Origin of the sequence: Methylobacterium sp. SD274 (genome assembly GCF_017355285.1) — a bacterium.
Lineage (GTDB): Bacteria > Pseudomonadota > Alphaproteobacteria > Rhizobiales > Beijerinckiaceae > Methylobacterium.
Window position 1 is genome coordinate 184,965 of sequence record NZ_JADIJP010000007.1, and the last position, 16,289, is coordinate 201,253.

Here is a 16,289-nt window from a genome sequence, read left to right on the forward strand (position 1 = left end):
CGATTAGGTTGACGCCCGACGCAAGGCGCCGAACGAAAATTTCCCTATTCGGCGGCAGCCTGCTGTGGGGTTTCACCCAGTTCGAGGGCCGCGAGGTACTTTTCCGCCTCCAGCGCCGCCATGCAGCCCATGCCGGCCGCGGTGATCGCCTGCCGGTAGACATCGTCCGTCACGTCGCCGGCGGCATAGACACCTGGGATCGCCGTCTCGGTCGTGCCCGCCTTCGTCTCGATGTAGCCGCCATGGCGCATGGCGAGCTGTCCCTCGAAGATCCCGGTCGCCGGCTGATGCCCGATGGCGACGAAGACGCCGTCGGCCTTCCGCTCGGTGATCGCGCCCGACCTCACGTCCTTCAGGCGCAGATGCGTGACCGAGGGCGGTGACTGGCTGCCGCAGATCTCCTCGATCGCGTGGTGCCAGACCACTTCGACGTTGGGATGCTTGAACAGGCGCTCCTGCAGGATGCGCTCCGCACGGAACTCGCCCCGGCGATGGACGACCGTGACCTTCGAGGCGAGGTTGGCGAGATAGAGCGCCTCCTCGACGGCCGTGTTGCCGCCGCCGACCACCACGACCTCCTTGCCGCGAAAGAAGAATCCGTCGCAGGTGGCGCAGGCCGACACGCCGAAGCCTTGGAACTTCGCCTCGGACGGCAGGCCGAGCCATTTCGCCTGCGCCCCGGTGGCGATGATGAGTGCGTCGCAGGTGTAGGTTTCGCCGGAATCGGCTTCCAGATGGAACGGCCGCGCCTGAAGATCGACCTTGGTGATGTACTCGGACACGATCTTCGTGCCGACATGCTCGGCCTGGAGCTTCATCTGCTCCATCAGCCACGGTCCCTGAATGGGATCGGCGAAGCCCGGATAATTCTCGACATCGGTCGTGATCATCAGCTGGCCGCCCGGCTGGAAGCCGGAGATCAGGAGCGGCTCGACCATGGCGCGGGCCGCATAGATGGCGGCGGTGTAGCCGGCCGGGCCTGAGCCGATGATGATGAGCTTGGAATGGTGGGGGGCCATGGTTCGGACGTCTCCTACGGCCGCGACGCAGGTGCGAACCCGGCGCGGTGCTCGATATAGGCGCGGGCCATAGCTTCTGCGATGGTCGGCGTCGCGTCGAGGGGGGTGTAATGCAACTCTTCCAGACGGCCGGTGAAGGGCTTCAGCGCGCCCGCCATGGCCAGGCCGGCAAACAGCCGCCTGTGCCGGATGTAGGTTTTCGGGAGATCGAAGAGAAGCACCGGCGCGCCGGTGCTCACCGCTTCCCCCACCATATTGGCCGAATCCGACGTGACCACGATGGCGTCGGCGAGCGCCAGCAGCGACACGTAGGGGTTCGCCCCCGTACCGTCCCAGAAGAATCCCTGTTTCTCTTCAACGAGGCGCTGCAAGGCCGAACGCAGGGGCGACGGCGTGCGGCGGGACACCGTGAGCATGAGCGACGCACCGCCATCGGCCAGCTTCGTCAGATGGGCGAGAAGCCGCTTCATGTCGGTCGTACGGTAGCTCAGATGGCGGCTGTCACCCCCGATCAATACCGCTACGCGAGGCTTCGAAAGATGGGTCAGACGGGGGTCGGGTGAGCGGCGCGCAGCCGCCAGACGTGCCGCCGTCACCTGGTGCGGCGCCGTCAGCGTGGTGAGCACGTTCGGCCCGCGAAGATCGTCGTAATCCGGTACCCAGATGAAATTCGCAGTGTCGTGGCCTGTCCGCGGATCCTTCAGGAAGGCCGTAAAGGTCTGGCCCTTCGACGCTTTTCGGATCGCCCGAAGATAGGGAACGGCGCGGCGGCCCGAGGCGATCACGATCTCGGGAAAGGGACCGGCCAAGGCACCGCCGCGCTGGCCCGGGCGGTCGCGCGGGTCGATCGGTCCCCACGGGGCGAGCCAGCCGAAGGGGGGGCGCGGCGAGACGCGGCGGATCTCGTAGTCCAGACCGAGCGTCTCTGCCAGACCGATGCACTGGTTCTCATCGCCGGCCTTGCCGTCCGTAACGATCCAGGCGCCGAGATGAGCGAGTTTTGCGGACACAGGTTCACCAGCAGGTCGCATCACACCGGCCGCTCCCAAGATCGACATGGCTGCGTCAGTTCGACGGGAATGCTCGGCGCAACCAGCCGGCATAGTGCCGGGCTATCGCGGCTACGCGGCGGCGTTCCGAATCCATGTCATACCATGCCCCGCCCGAACTCGATGGCAGGGCCGAAAGCTGCGGATGCCGGGCAAGCACCTCGCCCCGACGCCCGACGAGCAGGGCTTCGCCATCGAGATAGTCGGATTGCGAGCCGCCACCAAAGCCGCTGCGGCCACCTTCGCTGCCGGTATAGGGACGTAGCGAAAGGCTCTTGATCCTCACCACCAGAACCGGTCCGGTCCCGCCGAGCCTATCGGCGAATTCCTGATTCAACGCGGTCAGGAGATCCCCACGAAGCGCCTCAGCGGGGGCACCGCCGCCCTGAGCCAGCAAAGGCCCCACATCCACACGGATGGCCGACAGTTTCGAACTACCGAAGGACGAAAGCCCTTGGGCGAGGGTCGGCGCGGCCATAGCGAGAAGAGCGGCGATAGCGATCGCCGCTCTCTGCAGGATCCTGACTGAAAGGCGGCATGCCGCCGGCTTCATGATGAGATCTCTCCTGCGTCAGACGCCGTACTGGACCGCGACCACTTCGTAGGACTTGCCGCCACCGGGCGTCGTCACCTCTACGGTGTCACCAACGCCCTTACCGATGAGAGCGCGAGCGATCGGGGAGGTGATCGAGACGAGACCCGAACGGACATCTGCCTCGGGCTCACCAACGAGCTGGTAGGTCTTCTCTTCCTCAGTATCCTCGTCCACCAGTTTCACGGTGGCGCCGAACTTGATCTTGGTGCCGGACAGCTTGGTCACGTCAATCACCTCGGCCCGGGCGATCATGCTCTCGAGCTCCATGACGCGGCCCTCGTTGTGGGACTGTGCTTCCTTGGCGGCATGATACTCGGCATTTTCCGAGAGGTCGCCGAGCGCGCGCGCTTCAGAGATGGCCTGGATGATGCGCTGACGCTCCACCTGCTGGCGATGCTTCAGCTCGGCTTCCAGCGCAGCGAACCCGCGCACCGTCATCGGAACCTTGTCTATCGTCATCGTCTCGCGCCACAATGAATAGGCCCGGTCGGGAGCGGAATGCTCCCTCCGGGCCAGAGTAAGATGGTCTTGAAGCCTTGGCACCTGCTACGTCCAATCAAGTCGGACGCAGCATCAAATGTTAGGCCGCGAAGTATTCCTGCAAAGCGCGGACTTGGAGATCACCTTCGAGATAGGCCTTGATCCCCTCGGCCGCTGCCATCGCTCCGGCTAGAGTGGTGTAGTACGGGACTTTATGCAAGAGGGCCGCCCTGCGCAGGGAGCGCGAGTCCGAGAGTGCGCCTGCGCCTTCCGTAGTGTTGAACACCAGCTGGATGTCGCCGTTCTTGATCGAATCGACCACGTGCGGCCGTCCCTCCAGCACCTTGTTCACCCGCTCCGTGGGGACGCCGTTCTCCAGGAGGTAGCGCTGCGTCCCGCTGGTGGCGACGATGACGAAACCGGCCTCCGACAACTCCCGGATGGCCGGCAGGATGCGGGCCTTGTCGGCGTCACGGACCGAAACGAACACCGCGCCGCTCTTCGGCACGAGGGTGCCCGAGCCGAGCTGGCTCTTGGCGAAGGCGACGCCGAAACTCGAATCGAGGCCGATGACCTCACCGGTGGAGCGCATCTCCGGTCCGAGCAGGACATCGACGCCGGGGAAACGGGCGAAGGGGAACACGGCTTCCTTGACGGCGATATGGTCGAGGACCTTGGGCTCGAGCCCGAAACTCGCGAGCGGCTCGCCGGCCATGACGCGCGCCGCGATCTTGGCGATGGGCTCGCCGATGACCTTGGCGACGAAGGGCACCGTGCGGGATGCCCGTGGGTTCACCTCCAGCACGTAGATCGCGCCGTCCTTGATGGCGTATTGCACGTTCATCAGGCCGCCGACCTGTAGGGCCAGCGCCATCGCCCTGGTCTGGCGCTCCAGTTCGGCGATGGTCTCGGGCGAGAGCGAGCGCGAGGGCAGCGAGCAGGCGGAATCGCCCGAATGGATGCCGGCCTCCTCAATGTGCTCCATGATGCCGGCGATGTAGACGTCCTTTCCGTCGCAGATGGCATCCACATCGATCTCGGTGGCATCCGACAGGTAGCGATCGAACAGGAGCGGGTTCTTGCCCAGCACCGTGTTGATCTGGCCGGTCTTGTCGTTGGGGTAGCGCGACTTCACGTCCGACGGGATCAGACTCGGCAGAGTGTCGAGGAGATAGTCGGCGAACTGGACCTCGTCGCGAATGATCGCCATGGCGCGGCCGCCCAGCACGTAGCTCGGGCGCACCACGAAGGGCAGGCCGAGATCCGAGGCCACGAGGCGGCTCTGCTCGACTGAATAGGCGATGCCGTTCTTCGGCTGCTTCATCCCGAGCTTGTCGAGGAGGCGCTTGAACTGGTCGCGGTCCTCGGCGAGGTCGATGGCGTCGGGGGAGGTGCCGAGGATCGGCACGCCGGCCGCTTCAAGAGCGCGGGCGAGCTTCAGCGGGGTCTGGCCGCCGAACTGGACGATGACGCCGTGCAGCGTGCCGGCCTGCCGCTCGGTCTCGATGATCTCGAGCACGTCCTCCTGCGTCAGCGGCTCGAAATAGAGCCGGTCGGAGGTGTCGTAGTCGGTGGAGACCGTCTCCGGGTTGCAGTTGACCATGATGGTCTCGTAGCCGGCCTCGGTGAGCGCGAAGCAGGCGTGACAACAGCAATAGTCGAACTCGATGCCCTGGCCGATACGGTTGGGCCCGCCGCCGAGGATGATGACCTTCTTGGCGTCGGTGGGCTGCGCCTCGTCGACCACGGTGCCGGCGAAGGGCGCCACGTAGGTGGAATACATGTAGGCGGTGGGCGCCTTGAACTCGGCCGCGCAGGTGTCGATGCGCTTGAAGACCGGGCGGACGCCCAGCGCCCGGCGGGCGGCACGGACGCTGTCCTCGTCGGTCTTGGCGAGCACGGCGAGACGAGCGTCCGAGAAGCCCGCCGCCTTGAGCTGGCGCAGCGCGCCGGGTGTGGTGGGGATGCCGTGGGCCTTGACCCGGTTCTCCAGATCGATGATCGCCTGGAGTTGCTCCAGGAACCACGGATCGATCTTGCAGGAGGCATGGACCTCCTCGTGGCTGACGCCGAGACGCAGGGCCTGACCGACCTTCAGCAGGCGATCAGGGGTCGGCGTGCCCAACGCCGCTTTGATGGCATTGTGGTCATCGCCCTTGCCGAGCCCCTCGATCTCGATCTCGTCTAGGCCGGTCAGGCCGGTCTCCAGGGAGCGCAGCGCCTTCTGCAGCGATTCGGCAAAGCAACGGCCGATGGCCATGGCTTCGCCGACCGACTTCATCGCCGTGGTCAGCGTCGGTTCGGCGCCGGGGAACTTCTCGAAGGCGAAGCGCGGGATCTTGGTGACGACGTAGTCGATGGTCGGCTCGAACGAGGCTGGGGTCGCGCCGCCGGTGATGTCGTTGGCGATCTCGTCGAGGGTGTATCCCACCGCGAGCTTGGCCGCGACCTTGGCGATGGGGAAACCCGTGGCCTTGGAGGCGAGCGCGGACGAACGCGACACGCGCGGGTTCATCTCGATGACGATCATCCGGCCGGTGGCCGGGTCGATGGCGAACTGCACGTTCGAGCCGCCGGTCTCCACGCCGATCTCACGCAGCACCGCGAGCGATGCGTCGCGCATCACCTGATACTCTTTGTCCGTGAGCGTCAGGGCCGGAGCCACGGTGATGGAATCGCCGGTATGGACGCCCATCGGATCGATGTTCTCGATGGAGCAGACGATGATGCAGTTGTCGTTCTTATCACGAACGACCTCCATCTCGTATTCCTTCCAACCGAGGACGCTCTCCTCGATCAGGACTTCGTTCGTCGGCGAAGCGTCGATGCCGCGCTCCACGATGTCGAGGAATTCTTCCCGGTTGTAGGCGATGCCGCCGCCGGTGCCGCCCATGGTGAAGGAGGGGCGGATGATGGCCGGGAGGCCGACTTCGGCCAGCGCGATCAGCGCCTGCCCAATGGCATGCTCGCCGTAGCGCTTGCGCCGGTCGGATTCGCCCGCGTGCCACTTCTTCTCGAACGCGGCGAGGACGGCCGGGCGAGTGGCCTCGTCGGTGGAGGTCTCGATCCGGGCGATCTCAGCGAGGTACTTTTCGCGATCCACCTTCTTGGCGGCGGACGCGTTGGCGACGGCCGATTTCGGCGTTTCCAGGCCGATCTTGGTCATCGCGTCGCGAAACAATTGTCGATCCTCGGCCTTGTCGATGGCCTCGGCCGTTGCGCCGATCATCTGGACGTCGAATTTTTCGAGTATGCCCAGCTTCTTGAGCGAGAGGGCGCAGTTCAAGGCCGTCTGGCCGCCCATGGTCGGCAGCAGGGCGAAGCCGCCGGGAAGGACGTGGCGCTCCTTCTCGATGATCTTGGCAACGATCTCCGGCGTGATCGGCTCGACATAGGTCGCATCCGCCATGTCCGGGTCGGTCATGATGGTGGCCGGGTTCGAATTGACCAGAACGATCCGATAACCCTCCTCGCGGAGGGCCTTGCAGGCCTGCGTCCCGGAATAGTCGAATTCGCAGGCCTGCCCGATCACGATCGGACCGGCACCGATGATGAGGATCGTGGAGAGGTCGGTGCGTTTCGGCATCGGGCGCCTTGGCTTGCGGACGCGCGCGTCCGTCAAGCGCGGCGCCACAATCTGGAGCGGGCCGGATATGGACGCGAGCGGCGTGAATGATCGTTAGGGTTCGCGTCTACACGCGGCGGGAGGGTTTTGGAAGAGCGTCGAGAGGCTTGGCGACGATTGTGCCCGCCCTGGATGACCGCTCGTTCGCCGCCAAGAATAATTAAACTATAATAACTATAAATCTAAGAATATGCAAAATATTGCGCCCTCGACAGAGCTGTGTAATTGAGATGATCGACGCGTTGTCGATCTCGAACAAGACTAATTCGAGGATAAGAATGATAAAGCTAGGAACGCTCGTGGGCACGCTGGCCCTGTGCATCGCCTCCGGCCCAGCCGCTTTCGCCGCCGAGATCGCCGTGAAGACCCTCAACAGCGGGCCGGGTGGTCTGATGGTCTTCGACCCTGCCTTCGTGAAGTTAGCGCCGGGCGACAGCATCAAGTTCGTCCCCCAGGACAAGGGGCACAATGCCGAACTGATCAAGGGCATGGCGCCCGAGGGAGCAGAAACCTTCAAGACCGTCCTGGGCAAGGAGGAGGTCGTCAAGTTCGACAAGCCCGGGGTCTACGGCATCAAGTGCTCGCCGCATTACCTCATGGGCATGATCGCCGTGGTAGTGGTCGGCGATAAGCCAGAGAACCTCGAAGCGGCGAAGGCGGTGACGCACAACAAGCTCGCCGCCAAGCGGTTCGAGCCCCTGCTCGCACAGGTTCAGTGACGTAAGAAGAGGAGGCGGCGCCAAGCCGCCTCCGACTGCCCGCGCGGTACGATCAGAGGCCGATATAGAGGGCGGCCACCGCGCGATCGATGGAGAGATAGAACACGCCGAAGGCCACGGCGGCGGCCGCGGCGAATTCGAGGGCGACGTTGGGCAGGGTCTGCGAGCGGCGCAGGATCTCGCGGCCGAAGAACATGCTGAGCCAAGCGATCGTGAGGACGACGGGCAGGACGAACAGGAAGGACCAGGTGCTCTCGATGGTCTGGGTGCCGCCGGCCGGGTCGATGAGCGCGCGGATGTTGCGGACCCAGGGGGCGTAGCAGGCCGAATACAGGGCGGTCATCCAGGCGAGAGCGACGGCCACGCCGAGATGGAACGTGAAGACCCGATGCAGGCGCGAGAAATCATCGCGCGCGTCGTCGAACGTCATGTGGAAAACCCCGTGCTCAAGGCAGCAGGACGATCGTCGCGGCGGCGTCACCGTGCCGATCGTCGTTGGCTTCGGGGAGTGCCGGTCAAAGCCGGGTTTTTTGTGACAACGAGGGAACCATTTCGCGAATGCCCCGGCGGCGATCCGCCGGAACTCAAGGGATGGGTGCGAAAGCGCCTGACGCGGCGAACGAAACGGCCCTACGCGGCGCCGGTGGGAGCCGTCTCGGCCTTGCCGCTGCGCATTAGCGCCACGAACCGCTCGAACAGGTAGTGGCTGTCGCGCGGGCCCGGCGAGGCTTCCGGGTGGTGCTGTACCGAGAAGGCCGGGCGGTCGGTGAGGGTGAGGCCGCAATTCGAGCCGTCGAACAGCGAGATATGCGTCTCCACCGCCGTCTCGGGCAGGCTGGCCGGATCGACGGCGAAGCCGTGGTTCATTGAGACGATCTCGACCTTCCCCGTGGTCTTGTCCTTCACCGGGTGGTTTGCCCCGTGATGTCCCTGAGCCATCTTCACGGTGCGCCCGCCGAGCGCCAGGCCCATGAGCTGGTGTCCGAGGCAGATGCCGAAGGTCGGAACCTTCTCGTCCAGAAGCTCGCGGATCACCGGAACGGCGTATTCGCCGGTGGCGGCCGGATCGCCTGGACCGTTCGACAGGAAGACACCGTCGGGCTTCATCGCCATGATCGCGGCGGCGGAGGTGGTGGCGGGCACGACGGTGACGTCGCAGCCGGCCTCGGCGAGCAGGCGCAGGATGTTGCGCTTCACCCCGTAATCGATGGCCACGACCTTGAGGCCCTCGCCGATCTGGCGGCTGCCGTAGCCGCTCTTCACCGCCCAGGTCGTCTGCGACCAATCGGAAGTCTCGCGGCTCGTGACCGGCGGAACGAGGTCGAGACCCTCCATCGGGGCGAGGGCGGCGGCGCGCGCCTTCAGTGCCTCGCGGTCGAACCGCCCCTCCGGATCGTTGGCGATGACGGCGTTGGGCATGCCGTGGTCGCGGATGAGGGCTGTGAGCGCCCGCGTGTCGATCCCGGTGATGCCGACGATGCCGCGCGCCTTCAGCCAGGCGTCGAGATGGCTCGACGAGCGCCAGCTCGACGGGTTGGTGACGGCCGAGGCGATGACCGCGCCGCGGACGCCGGAGGCGGGGGCCGCGTCGAGGCTCTCCAGGTCTTCGTCGTTGGTGCCGGTATTGCCGATATGCGGAAAGGTGAAGGTGACGATCTGACCGGCATAAGAGGGGTCGGTCAGGATCTCCTGGTAGCCGGTCATTGCGGTGTTGAAGCAGACCTCGCCGTCGGACGCCCCGGTCTGGCCGATGCCGAATCCTTCGAGGATGGTGCCGTCGGACAGCACGAGCAGGGCTGTCGCGAGCGGCTCGGCCCAGGGTGCGGGCGTGGAGGATGATTGCGCTTGGGCGCCTTCGTCTTGCAGCATCGTCGCGATCTCGCTTATGTCCAGCCGACCCATCGACGCCGGTGCGACGGCGCGCGCTGGTGGCGCATTGTGCGGCGCTCATAACGAGCGGGCCGTGATGGGGTCAATGTGGCCTCGGCGTTCGACCGGCTCAACCACTTCGATTCGCAGAATCTCGCAATTCGCACACCATTCCCGTTATCGGGACTACTTTCAGGAGACCACCATGCTGCGCGCCCGCCTTACCAGCGACATGAAAGAGGCCATGAAGGCCGGCGACAAGGCCAAGCTCGCCACTGTGCGGATGATTCAAGCCGCTTTGAAGGACAAAGACATCGAGGCCCGCGGTCTCGGCAAAGAGCCAGCCACAGAGGAAGAAATTCTCGCGCTACTGCAGAAAATGATCAAACAGCGCAACGAATCCGCTGGCGTCTATGATCAGGGTGGCCGCCCCGAACTCGCTGAGAATGAGCGGGCCGAGGCTGCGATTATCGCGGGTTATCTGCCCCAACAGATGGATGAGGCCGAGACGAGAGCTGCGATCGAGGCGGCTGTCGCGGAAACCGGTGCGGCTGGTCCTAAGGACATGGGCAAGGTCATTGCCGTGTTGAAAGGAAATTTCGCGGGCCGGATGGATTTCGGCAAGGCTAGCGGTCTGGTGAAGGACGTGCTGAACGCCAAATCCTGACTGATTGGGTTTCGGGGGGAGAGCGCGCGTCGAAGCGTTCGGGACTCTTTAAACGCACTGGGCTAGAATGAACCTCTGCGAAGGTTCGGTGCCCCAGTGCGTTACCCACCCCACATCCTCGAAGAGATCAGAGCGCGGCTTCCCGCCTCCGACGTAGTCGGGCGGCGGGTTAGGCTGAAGAAGGCGGGCCGCGAGTGGCGCGGCCTATCGCCCTTCAACTCGGAGAAGACGCCGTCCTTCTATGTGAACGACCAGAAGCAGTTCTACCACTGTTTTTCGAGCGGTAAGCACGGCGACGTCTTCACGTTCCTGATGGAGACCGAGGGCCTCAGCTTTCCCGAGGCGGTGGAGCGCCTGGCCGGGGAGGCGGGGGTGACCCTGCCCGCGCCCAGCGCCGACACGCGGGAGATGGAAATCAAGCGCACCGGCGCTTTCGAGGTCATGGAACTGGCGGCCGCCTATTACGAGGACCAGCTCAAGGGCCGCCTCGGCACCAGCGCCCGCGCCTATCTCGACCGGCGTGAACTCGGCCCCGAGATCCGCTCGCGTTTCCGGCTCGGCTACGCCACGTCGGAGCGCTACGGCCTGCGTGATCATCTGGCCGCGAAGGACGTGGACAAGGAGCTGATGGCCGAACTGGGCCTGCTCGTCAGCGGCGACGACATCGCCGTCCCCTTCGACAAGTTCCGCGACCGGGTGATGTTTCCCATCACCGACAGCCGGGGCCGGGTCATCGCCTTCGGGGGCCGTGCGATGCAGGCCGACGCCAAGGCGAAGTACATGAATTCGCCGGAGACCCCGCTCTTCCACAAGGGGCAGGTGCTCTACAACCTGCACGGCGCCCGCAAAGCGGCCCATGATCGCGGGACGATCATCGCGGTGGAAGGCTATGTCGACGTTATCGCCATGACCATGGCCGGACACCCGAACGCCGTCGCCGGCCTCGGCACGGCCTTGACGGAGGAGCAGCTGGCACTGCTCTGGCGCCATGCCGACGAACCGATCCTGTGCTTCGATGGAGACGGCGCCGGCCAGCGCGCGGCGTTCAAGGCACTCGACGTGGCCCTGCCGGGATTGACGCCTGGAAAGTCGCTGCGCTTCGCGCTTCTACCGGAGGGGCAGGACCCCGATGACCTGCTCCGCTCAGCCGGTGCTTCGGCCATCGATCGCGTTCTCGAAGGCGCCCGCCCCCTTGTCGACGTTCTCTGGTCGCGCGCTACAGAATCCACGCCAGCGGATACGCCCGAGCGCAAGGCTGGTCTCGCCAAAGGGCTGCGCGAGATGGTCGCTTCGATCCGCGACGAGACAGTGAGACGGTTCTATAAGGATGAGATAGAGGGGCGCCTTCGTGGCCTCTCACCCGCTAGTAGCGGTGGCCAGCGTCGGACCGGTTATGAGCCCCGGAACGGTGGTGTATCGACGTTTCAGCGCAAACCGCGACCTGGTGATCCGCCGCCATCTCCGCGAATCACTACGAAGTTCAACCCGCTCTTCGCTGGATCGACTAATTCCGGCGGGACGGCAATGTTTCGCGATCGTGAGGCTATGATCGTCTCGAGCTTGCTGGCTCACCCGGAATTGTTGGGGATAGAAGCCGAGGATCTGGCAGCGCTGGAACTCGACGATCCCGACGCACAGGCGCTGCGGTCCCTGCTGCTGGACCAGGCCGCAGACGCCGATCAGCCCGATGTGGAGGTGCTGGAAACTCGTTTGCGCAGGGCTGGGCTCGGCGAAGCAGCGATACGGCTCGCCTCCCATGTCCGGCCTGGTGACCGCTGGACGCTCGATCCGCATGCAGACCGGATGCGGCTGGAAGACGCATTGCGTCAGGCCGTGATCTTGCACCGGAAGTCTGGCGCGCTAAATAGCGAGCTTCGCTCTGCCGAGCGCGCACTGGTCGAGGATGAATCCGAGGCCAACTTCGCTTGGCTTTGCGACGTCAAGGAACGTATGGCCGTAGTCGCAGGGGCAGAGGCAGACGCCGACGTGCCAGAATCAGACGATACGGCGGCCGCGTAACCACGACGAAACAGAATTTAGAGTGCCGCTTGCGGCGCATGGTTAACAATCGGTCAAGCGTCGTGCTTGTACACCGAAATATGAGATATCGACGCGGTCGCCTCGTGCGCGCCGCACATCACAGAATGGTGGCGTGGACGACGCGGAGTGAGCCGAACGCTCCCGCTCAACGCGACCAGGGCAACAATAGGCGGAACATGGCGACGAAGGCAACGGAACGGGACGATGCGGATGCTGCTCCTGAGCAACAGACCGACGGACCGCTCCTCGATCTGACCGATGCCTCGGTAAAGCGGATGGTGAAGCTCGCTAAGAAGCGCGGCTACATCACCTATGAGGAGATCAACGAGGTGCTGCCTGAGGGGCAGTCCGATCCGGATCAGCTCGAGGACGTGCTGTCGCAGCTGTCCGAGATGGGCATCAACGTCGTCGAGGCCGAAGAGACCGAGGATGCTGGGGGCGACAAACCTGCCAACGGTGAAGCGTCCGACGATGATGACGCCGCCGAAGGCACGGAAGTCGCCGAGATCGCCCCGACTAAGCCGCTCGCCGTTCGCGAGACGACGGCGAAGGAACCAACCGATCGTACCGACGATCCGGTTCGCATGTACCTGCGCGAGATGGGCTCGGTGGAGCTACTCTCCCGTGAGGGCGAAATCGCCATTGCGAAGCGCATCGAGGCCGGCCGCGAGGCGATGATCGCGGGCCTCTGCGAGAGTCCGCTTACCTTCCAGGCCATCATCATCTGGCGCGATGAGCTCGTCGACGGACGCGTGCTGCTGCGCGACATCATCGACCTAGAGGCGACCTATGCCGGGCCGGACGCGAAGAACGCTCCCCAGCTCACCGAGGGCGAGGATGCGGACGAGGCCGAGGCCGAGGCGCCGATCCCCTCAGAGGGCGGCGACGACGAAGACGACATGGAGAACAACGTTTCGCTCGCGGCGATGGAAGCTGAGATCAAGCCGCGCGTTCTCGAGACGTTCGACAATATCGCCAACAACTATAAGAAGCTGCGCAAGCTCCAGAACGAGCATGCCGATCTGAAGGCGGGTGGCGGAACGCAGACCTCCGCTCAGAGTCAAAAGCAGTCCGACCTCAAGGATACCGTCGTCGCCGACGTGAAGTCGCTGTCACTCAACTCGAACCGCATCGAAGCGCTCGTCGAGCAGCTTTACGACATCAACAAGCGCCTCATCAGCCATGAGGGTCGCCTCATGCGTTATGCCGAGAGCCACGGCGTCGCCCGCGACGAGTTCCTACGCCACTACCAGGGCTGGGAGCTCGATCCGAATTGGATGGAGCGTGTCGGCAAGCTCGGTGGCAAGGGCTGGAAGAACCTTGTCGAGAAGGGCGCCAAGCAGGTTGCCGATCTGCGTGAGCAGATCCTTACGCTCGCTTCGGAGACCGGCTTGGAGATCGGCGAATACCGCAAGATCGTCAACATGGTTCAGAAGGGCGAGCGCGAAGCCCGTCAGGCCAAGAAGGAGATGATCGAGGCCAACCTCCGTCTCGTGATTTCCATCGCTAAGAAATACACCAACCGCGGCCTGCAGTTCCTGGACCTGATCCAGGAGGGCAATATCGGTTTGATGAAGGCTGTCGATAAGTTCGAGTATCGTCGTGGCTACAAGTTCTCGACCTATGCCACGTGGTGGATCAGGCAGGCGATCACTCGCTCGATTGCCGATCAGGCGCGCACCATCCGCATTCCGGTGCACATGATCGAGACGATCAACAAGATCGTCAGAACTTCGCGCCAGATGCTGCACGAGATCGGTCGCGAGCCAACTCCGGAAGAGTTGGCCGAAAAGCTTGCCATGCCGCTTGAGAAGGTGCGGAAGGTTCTGAAGATCGCCAAGGAGCCGATCTCCCTCGAAACGCCTATCGGCGACGAGGAGGATTCGCATCTCGGCGATTTCATCGAGGACAAGAACGTCGTTCTGCCGATCGATGCGGCGATCCAGTCGAACCTGCGCGAGACCACCACTCGCGTGCTGGCCTCATTGACGCCGCGCGAGGAGCGTGTGCTGCGCATGCGCTTCGGCATCGGCATGAATACCGACCACACCCTCGAAGAGGTCGGTCAGCAATTCTCTGTCACACGTGAGCGTATCCGTCAGATCGAAGCCAAGGCGCTGCGGAAGCTGAAGCACCCGAGCCGCTCCAGGAAGTTGCGAAGCTTCTTGGACAACTGAGGTTGAATCGTTCCGCGTTTCAGGCGACGATCATCTTTCAGAATCTAGAATGGCGCACCCCTCGGTGCGCCATTCTCGTTCAGGGCCTATGACCCGTAAATAAGGGACGCGACGGCTCGTCGGCCTTAACCACCTACGCGTCAATAGCTTGCCGCACGCGATGGGTCGAAGCCGCGCTTGCGCGAATAGATACTTTCTGCATCCGGCATGATGGCTCCCGCCATAGGATTTACGGGATTGGTGGCCCTGGGCTTTTGCCGAGATGCGTCCGTTCCACAGCCATTGCACAAGGACGCGATAGCCCGTTCACCGCGCCGGGCGATCCGTTCATTGAAGGTTGCCTGGCGCCGGCTGCTGGTTTCGTTCGATTCGGAGAAGCTCGATGTTGTCCGAGCATGAGCCTCGTCGCCTGCTGCAGCCTGCGCGCGGGATGGCGTGTTCGCGGCCGGAAGCGATACAGGCTCGGCCTTTGCCACCCCGGTACACGTCATGGCGATCACGAGGGCGACAACGCGATGTGCGAAAGGCATGGGCTGATCCGATGGTAGAGATAGAAAATCGGCGTCACGATCGGCCGGTGATGGCCAATTCCATATTACCGTGGCACCAATAGGACGACATTTTCGTGGGAACTCGTGACGAACTTGACGGCACCTGTTGTCGCCCCGCCCACTCCGACCCACTTTGGCATCATGCTCGATCTTAGTCCGCCCCATCCTCCGCCGACTGCCGATGCAGACGGGTCGGAGGCGAATGACGTACCGTTCGGGTCGCTGCAGGAGAGTGTCGCCCTCAGGGATTGGCTTTTGAGCGAGGGGGCTCGTCTGCCGCAGGCGGATGATCTTCTGGCCGGGATGTCTGAGCGGTTAATCGCTCTCGGTGTCCCTGTCGATCGCGCATCGACCGCCATCGACACGTTGCACTCCGAGTATTCAGGCGTGGGTCGTTTTTGGACGCGCGAGACTGGCTCGACGGTCCGCTTATTCCCGCACGGCGATGCATCCGACCGTGCCTATCGAGATAGTCCGTTCTTCACCGTCCACGAGACCGGTGAATGGCTCATCGTCGATCTGAATGACACGAAGGATCTACGGTACTCGATCATTCCCGAACTCAAGGCCGAAGGTTACACTCACTATATCGTTGCGCCGTTGTTCTTTACCAATGGCACGCGTAACGGTATCACCTTCGCAACTCGCGCGGTCGGCGGCTTTCGGGACGAAGACATCGCGATCCTACGTTTCGTCATGCCCACGCTGGCGGCAGTGATGGAGATGCGGATCGTCAACAAGACGCTGGATCAGGTTCTACGAATTTATGTCGGTGACGAGCCTCACCGAGCTATTCTCTCCGGTGATATCCGCCGGGGGCAAGTCAAGCGTATTCGATCTGCGATTTTTTTTGCAGATATGCGCGACTACACCCAGATTTCGGCAAATATGACACCGGAAGAGGCTGTGGACCTCCTCAATATCTTCTTCGATTGCCTTGTGCCGGCCGTCGAGCGCGAAGGTGGCGAAGTGTTGAAATACCTCGGCGATGGGCTGCTGGCGATCTTCCGCGAACGCGGCGACGACCTTGGCGGAGCCGCGAAAGGCGCACTCATCGCAGCGCGAACTGCCCTAGCCGCACTCGACGAGGCAAATGCCATTGGGCGGTTCGCTCAACCCGTCGTTGCGGGTATCGCCCTCCACCATGGTGAGGCGGCCTATGGGAATGTCGGATCGGGCGCCCGGCTCGACTTCACCGTCATCGGCCGCGATGTGAACCTTGCAAGCCGCCTCGCGCGCCTGAACAAGACGCTCGGAGAGCCGCTTCTCATGTCGAAACCGTTCGTCGATTTCCTCTGGGATGAGTCGGAAGCTCTCGGCGAACACGACCTCGATGGATTCGCCGAACCAATGGGCGTCTATCGGCCAGGGAGAACACCTGTGCCCGTCTGACACGGGTTCTTGTATCCCGAGCAACCATTAGTCTTTTGCCATGGCGTGTCTCTGGCGAGGACGGTGTTTGCGTAAGTGAGGAGCTTTCTGGCGCAGGCGACGAGAC

The 16,289-nt window shown here is 63.7% G+C and carries 13 protein-coding genes; 5 read left to right on the plus strand and 8 right to left on the minus strand.

Features of this window, described 5'->3' with window-relative positions; genetic code table 11:
- Nucleotides 1-44: 44 nt before the first annotated feature.
- From trxB to carB, 5 genes are all read right to left on the minus strand, one after another.
- Nucleotides 45-1,019: a thioredoxin-disulfide reductase gene (trxB, locus tag IPV08_RS09135; RefSeq protein ID WP_056431134.1), complete on the minus strand. Its 975-nt coding sequence runs from the start codon at nt 1,017-1,019 to the stop codon at nt 45-47.
- A 14-nt stretch (nt 1,020-1,033) separates the two neighbouring features.
- Nucleotides 1,034-2,050, minus strand: coding sequence for a mitochondrial fission ELM1 family protein (locus tag IPV08_RS09140; protein WP_207411613.1), 1,017 nt, complete (start codon nt 2,048-2,050; stop codon nt 1,034-1,036).
- Nucleotides 2,051-2,084: 34 nt separating this feature from the next.
- Nucleotides 2,085-2,621, minus strand: a complete 537-nt coding sequence (locus IPV08_RS09145; RefSeq protein ID WP_207411614.1) for a hypothetical protein — start codon at nt 2,619-2,621, stop codon at nt 2,085-2,087.
- A gap of 18 nt (nt 2,622-2,639) precedes the next feature.
- Nucleotides 2,640-3,116: a transcription elongation factor GreA gene (gene greA, locus IPV08_RS09150; RefSeq protein WP_187273304.1), complete on the minus strand. Its 477-nt coding sequence runs from the start codon at nt 3,114-3,116 to the stop codon at nt 2,640-2,642.
- A gap of 127 nt (nt 3,117-3,243) precedes the next feature.
- A complete protein-coding gene (gene carB, locus IPV08_RS09155) occupies nt 3,244-6,729 on the minus strand; it encodes a carbamoyl-phosphate synthase large subunit (RefSeq protein ID WP_207411615.1) in 3,486 nt (1,161 codons plus the stop codon).
- 317 nt (nt 6,730-7,046) lie between these two features.
- On the opposite strand from carB, the gene IPV08_RS09160 reads away from it, so the two are divergent.
- Nucleotides 7,047-7,487 (plus strand): pseudoazurin, encoded by a 441-nt coding sequence (locus tag IPV08_RS09160; RefSeq protein WP_207411616.1) that lies wholly within the window; start codon nt 7,047-7,049, stop codon nt 7,485-7,487.
- Nucleotides 7,488-7,539: 52 nt separating this feature from the next.
- On the opposite strand, the gene IPV08_RS09165 is transcribed toward IPV08_RS09160, so the two are convergent.
- Both IPV08_RS09165 and carA read right to left on the minus strand, forming a co-directional pair.
- Nucleotides 7,540-7,917, minus strand: a complete 378-nt coding sequence (locus tag IPV08_RS09165; RefSeq protein ID WP_207411617.1) for a hypothetical protein — start codon at nt 7,915-7,917, stop codon at nt 7,540-7,542.
- Nucleotides 7,918-8,117: 200 nt separating this feature from the next.
- Nucleotides 8,118-9,356 (minus strand): glutamine-hydrolyzing carbamoyl-phosphate synthase small subunit, encoded by a 1,239-nt coding sequence (gene carA, locus IPV08_RS09170; protein WP_207411618.1) that lies wholly within the window; start codon nt 9,354-9,356, stop codon nt 8,118-8,120.
- Nucleotides 9,357-9,561: 205 nt separating this feature from the next.
- On the opposite strand from carA, the gene IPV08_RS09175 reads away from it, so the two are divergent.
- The 3 genes from IPV08_RS09175 (at nt 9,562) to rpoD (ending at nt 14,240) form a co-directional block, all read left to right on the plus strand.
- The gene (locus IPV08_RS09175; RefSeq protein ID WP_056431113.1) at nt 9,562-10,023 is read left to right on the plus strand and encodes a GatB/YqeY domain-containing protein; all 462 of its coding nucleotides are present in this window, start codon (nt 9,562-9,564) and stop codon (nt 10,021-10,023) included.
- A 96-nt stretch (nt 10,024-10,119) separates the two neighbouring features.
- Entirely contained in the window at nt 10,120-12,042 is a 1,923-nt protein-coding gene (dnaG, locus tag IPV08_RS09180; RefSeq protein ID WP_207411619.1) for a DNA primase, read from the plus strand.
- 197 nt (nt 12,043-12,239) lie between these two features.
- Nucleotides 12,240-14,240 carry an RNA polymerase sigma factor RpoD gene (rpoD, locus tag IPV08_RS09185; RefSeq protein WP_056431109.1) on the plus strand — a complete coding sequence of 667 codons (2,001 nt, stop codon included), beginning with the start codon at nt 12,240-12,242 and terminating at the stop codon, nt 14,238-14,240.
- 140 nt (nt 14,241-14,380) lie between these two features.
- Here rpoD and IPV08_RS09190 read toward each other — a convergent pair whose 3' ends face one another.
- A complete protein-coding gene (locus IPV08_RS09190) occupies nt 14,381-14,770 on the minus strand; it encodes a hypothetical protein (RefSeq protein ID WP_082469953.1) in 390 nt (129 codons plus the stop codon).
- A gap of 162 nt (nt 14,771-14,932) precedes the next feature.
- Here IPV08_RS09190 and IPV08_RS09195 point away from each other — a divergent pair, with 162 nt between their 5' ends.
- A complete protein-coding gene (locus IPV08_RS09195; protein WP_056431106.1) occupies nt 14,933-16,183 on the plus strand; it encodes an adenylate/guanylate cyclase domain-containing protein in 1,251 nt (416 codons plus the stop codon).
- The last annotated feature ends 106 nt before the right edge of the window (nt 16,184-16,289 follow it).

Bases quoted from the DNA above. Each gene is read 5' to 3' on its own strand.
- carA (WP_207411618.1), bottom strand. From the start codon at position 9,356: ATGCTGCAAGACGAAGGCGCCCAAGCGCAATCATCCTCCACGCCCGCA.
- IPV08_RS09195 (WP_056431106.1), top strand. From the start codon at position 14,933: ATGCTCGATCTTAGTCCGCCCCATCCTCCGCCGACTGCCGATGCAGAC.
- trxB (WP_056431134.1), bottom strand. From the start codon at position 1,019: ATGGCCCCCCACCATTCCAAGCTCATCATCATCGGCTCAGGCCCGGCC.
- carB (WP_207411615.1), bottom strand. From the start codon at position 6,729: ATGCCGAAACGCACCGACCTCTCCACGATCCTCATCATCGGTGCCGGT.
- IPV08_RS09140 (WP_207411613.1), bottom strand. From the start codon at position 2,050: ATGCGACCTGCTGGTGAACCTGTGTCCGCAAAACTCGCTCATCTCGGC.
- IPV08_RS09165 (WP_207411617.1), bottom strand. From the start codon at position 7,917: ATGACGTTCGACGACGCGCGCGATGATTTCTCGCGCCTGCATCGGGTC.
- rpoD (WP_056431109.1), top strand. From the start codon at position 12,240: ATGGCGACGAAGGCAACGGAACGGGACGATGCGGATGCTGCTCCTGAG.
- IPV08_RS09145 (WP_207411614.1), bottom strand. From the start codon at position 2,621: ATGAAGCCGGCGGCATGCCGCCTTTCAGTCAGGATCCTGCAGAGAGCG.
- IPV08_RS09175 (WP_056431113.1), top strand. From the start codon at position 9,562: ATGCTGCGCGCCCGCCTTACCAGCGACATGAAAGAGGCCATGAAGGCC.
- IPV08_RS09160 (WP_207411616.1), top strand. From the start codon at position 7,047: ATGATAAAGCTAGGAACGCTCGTGGGCACGCTGGCCCTGTGCATCGCC.
- IPV08_RS09190 (WP_082469953.1), bottom strand. From the start codon at position 14,770: ATGCCTTTCGCACATCGCGTTGTCGCCCTCGTGATCGCCATGACGTGT.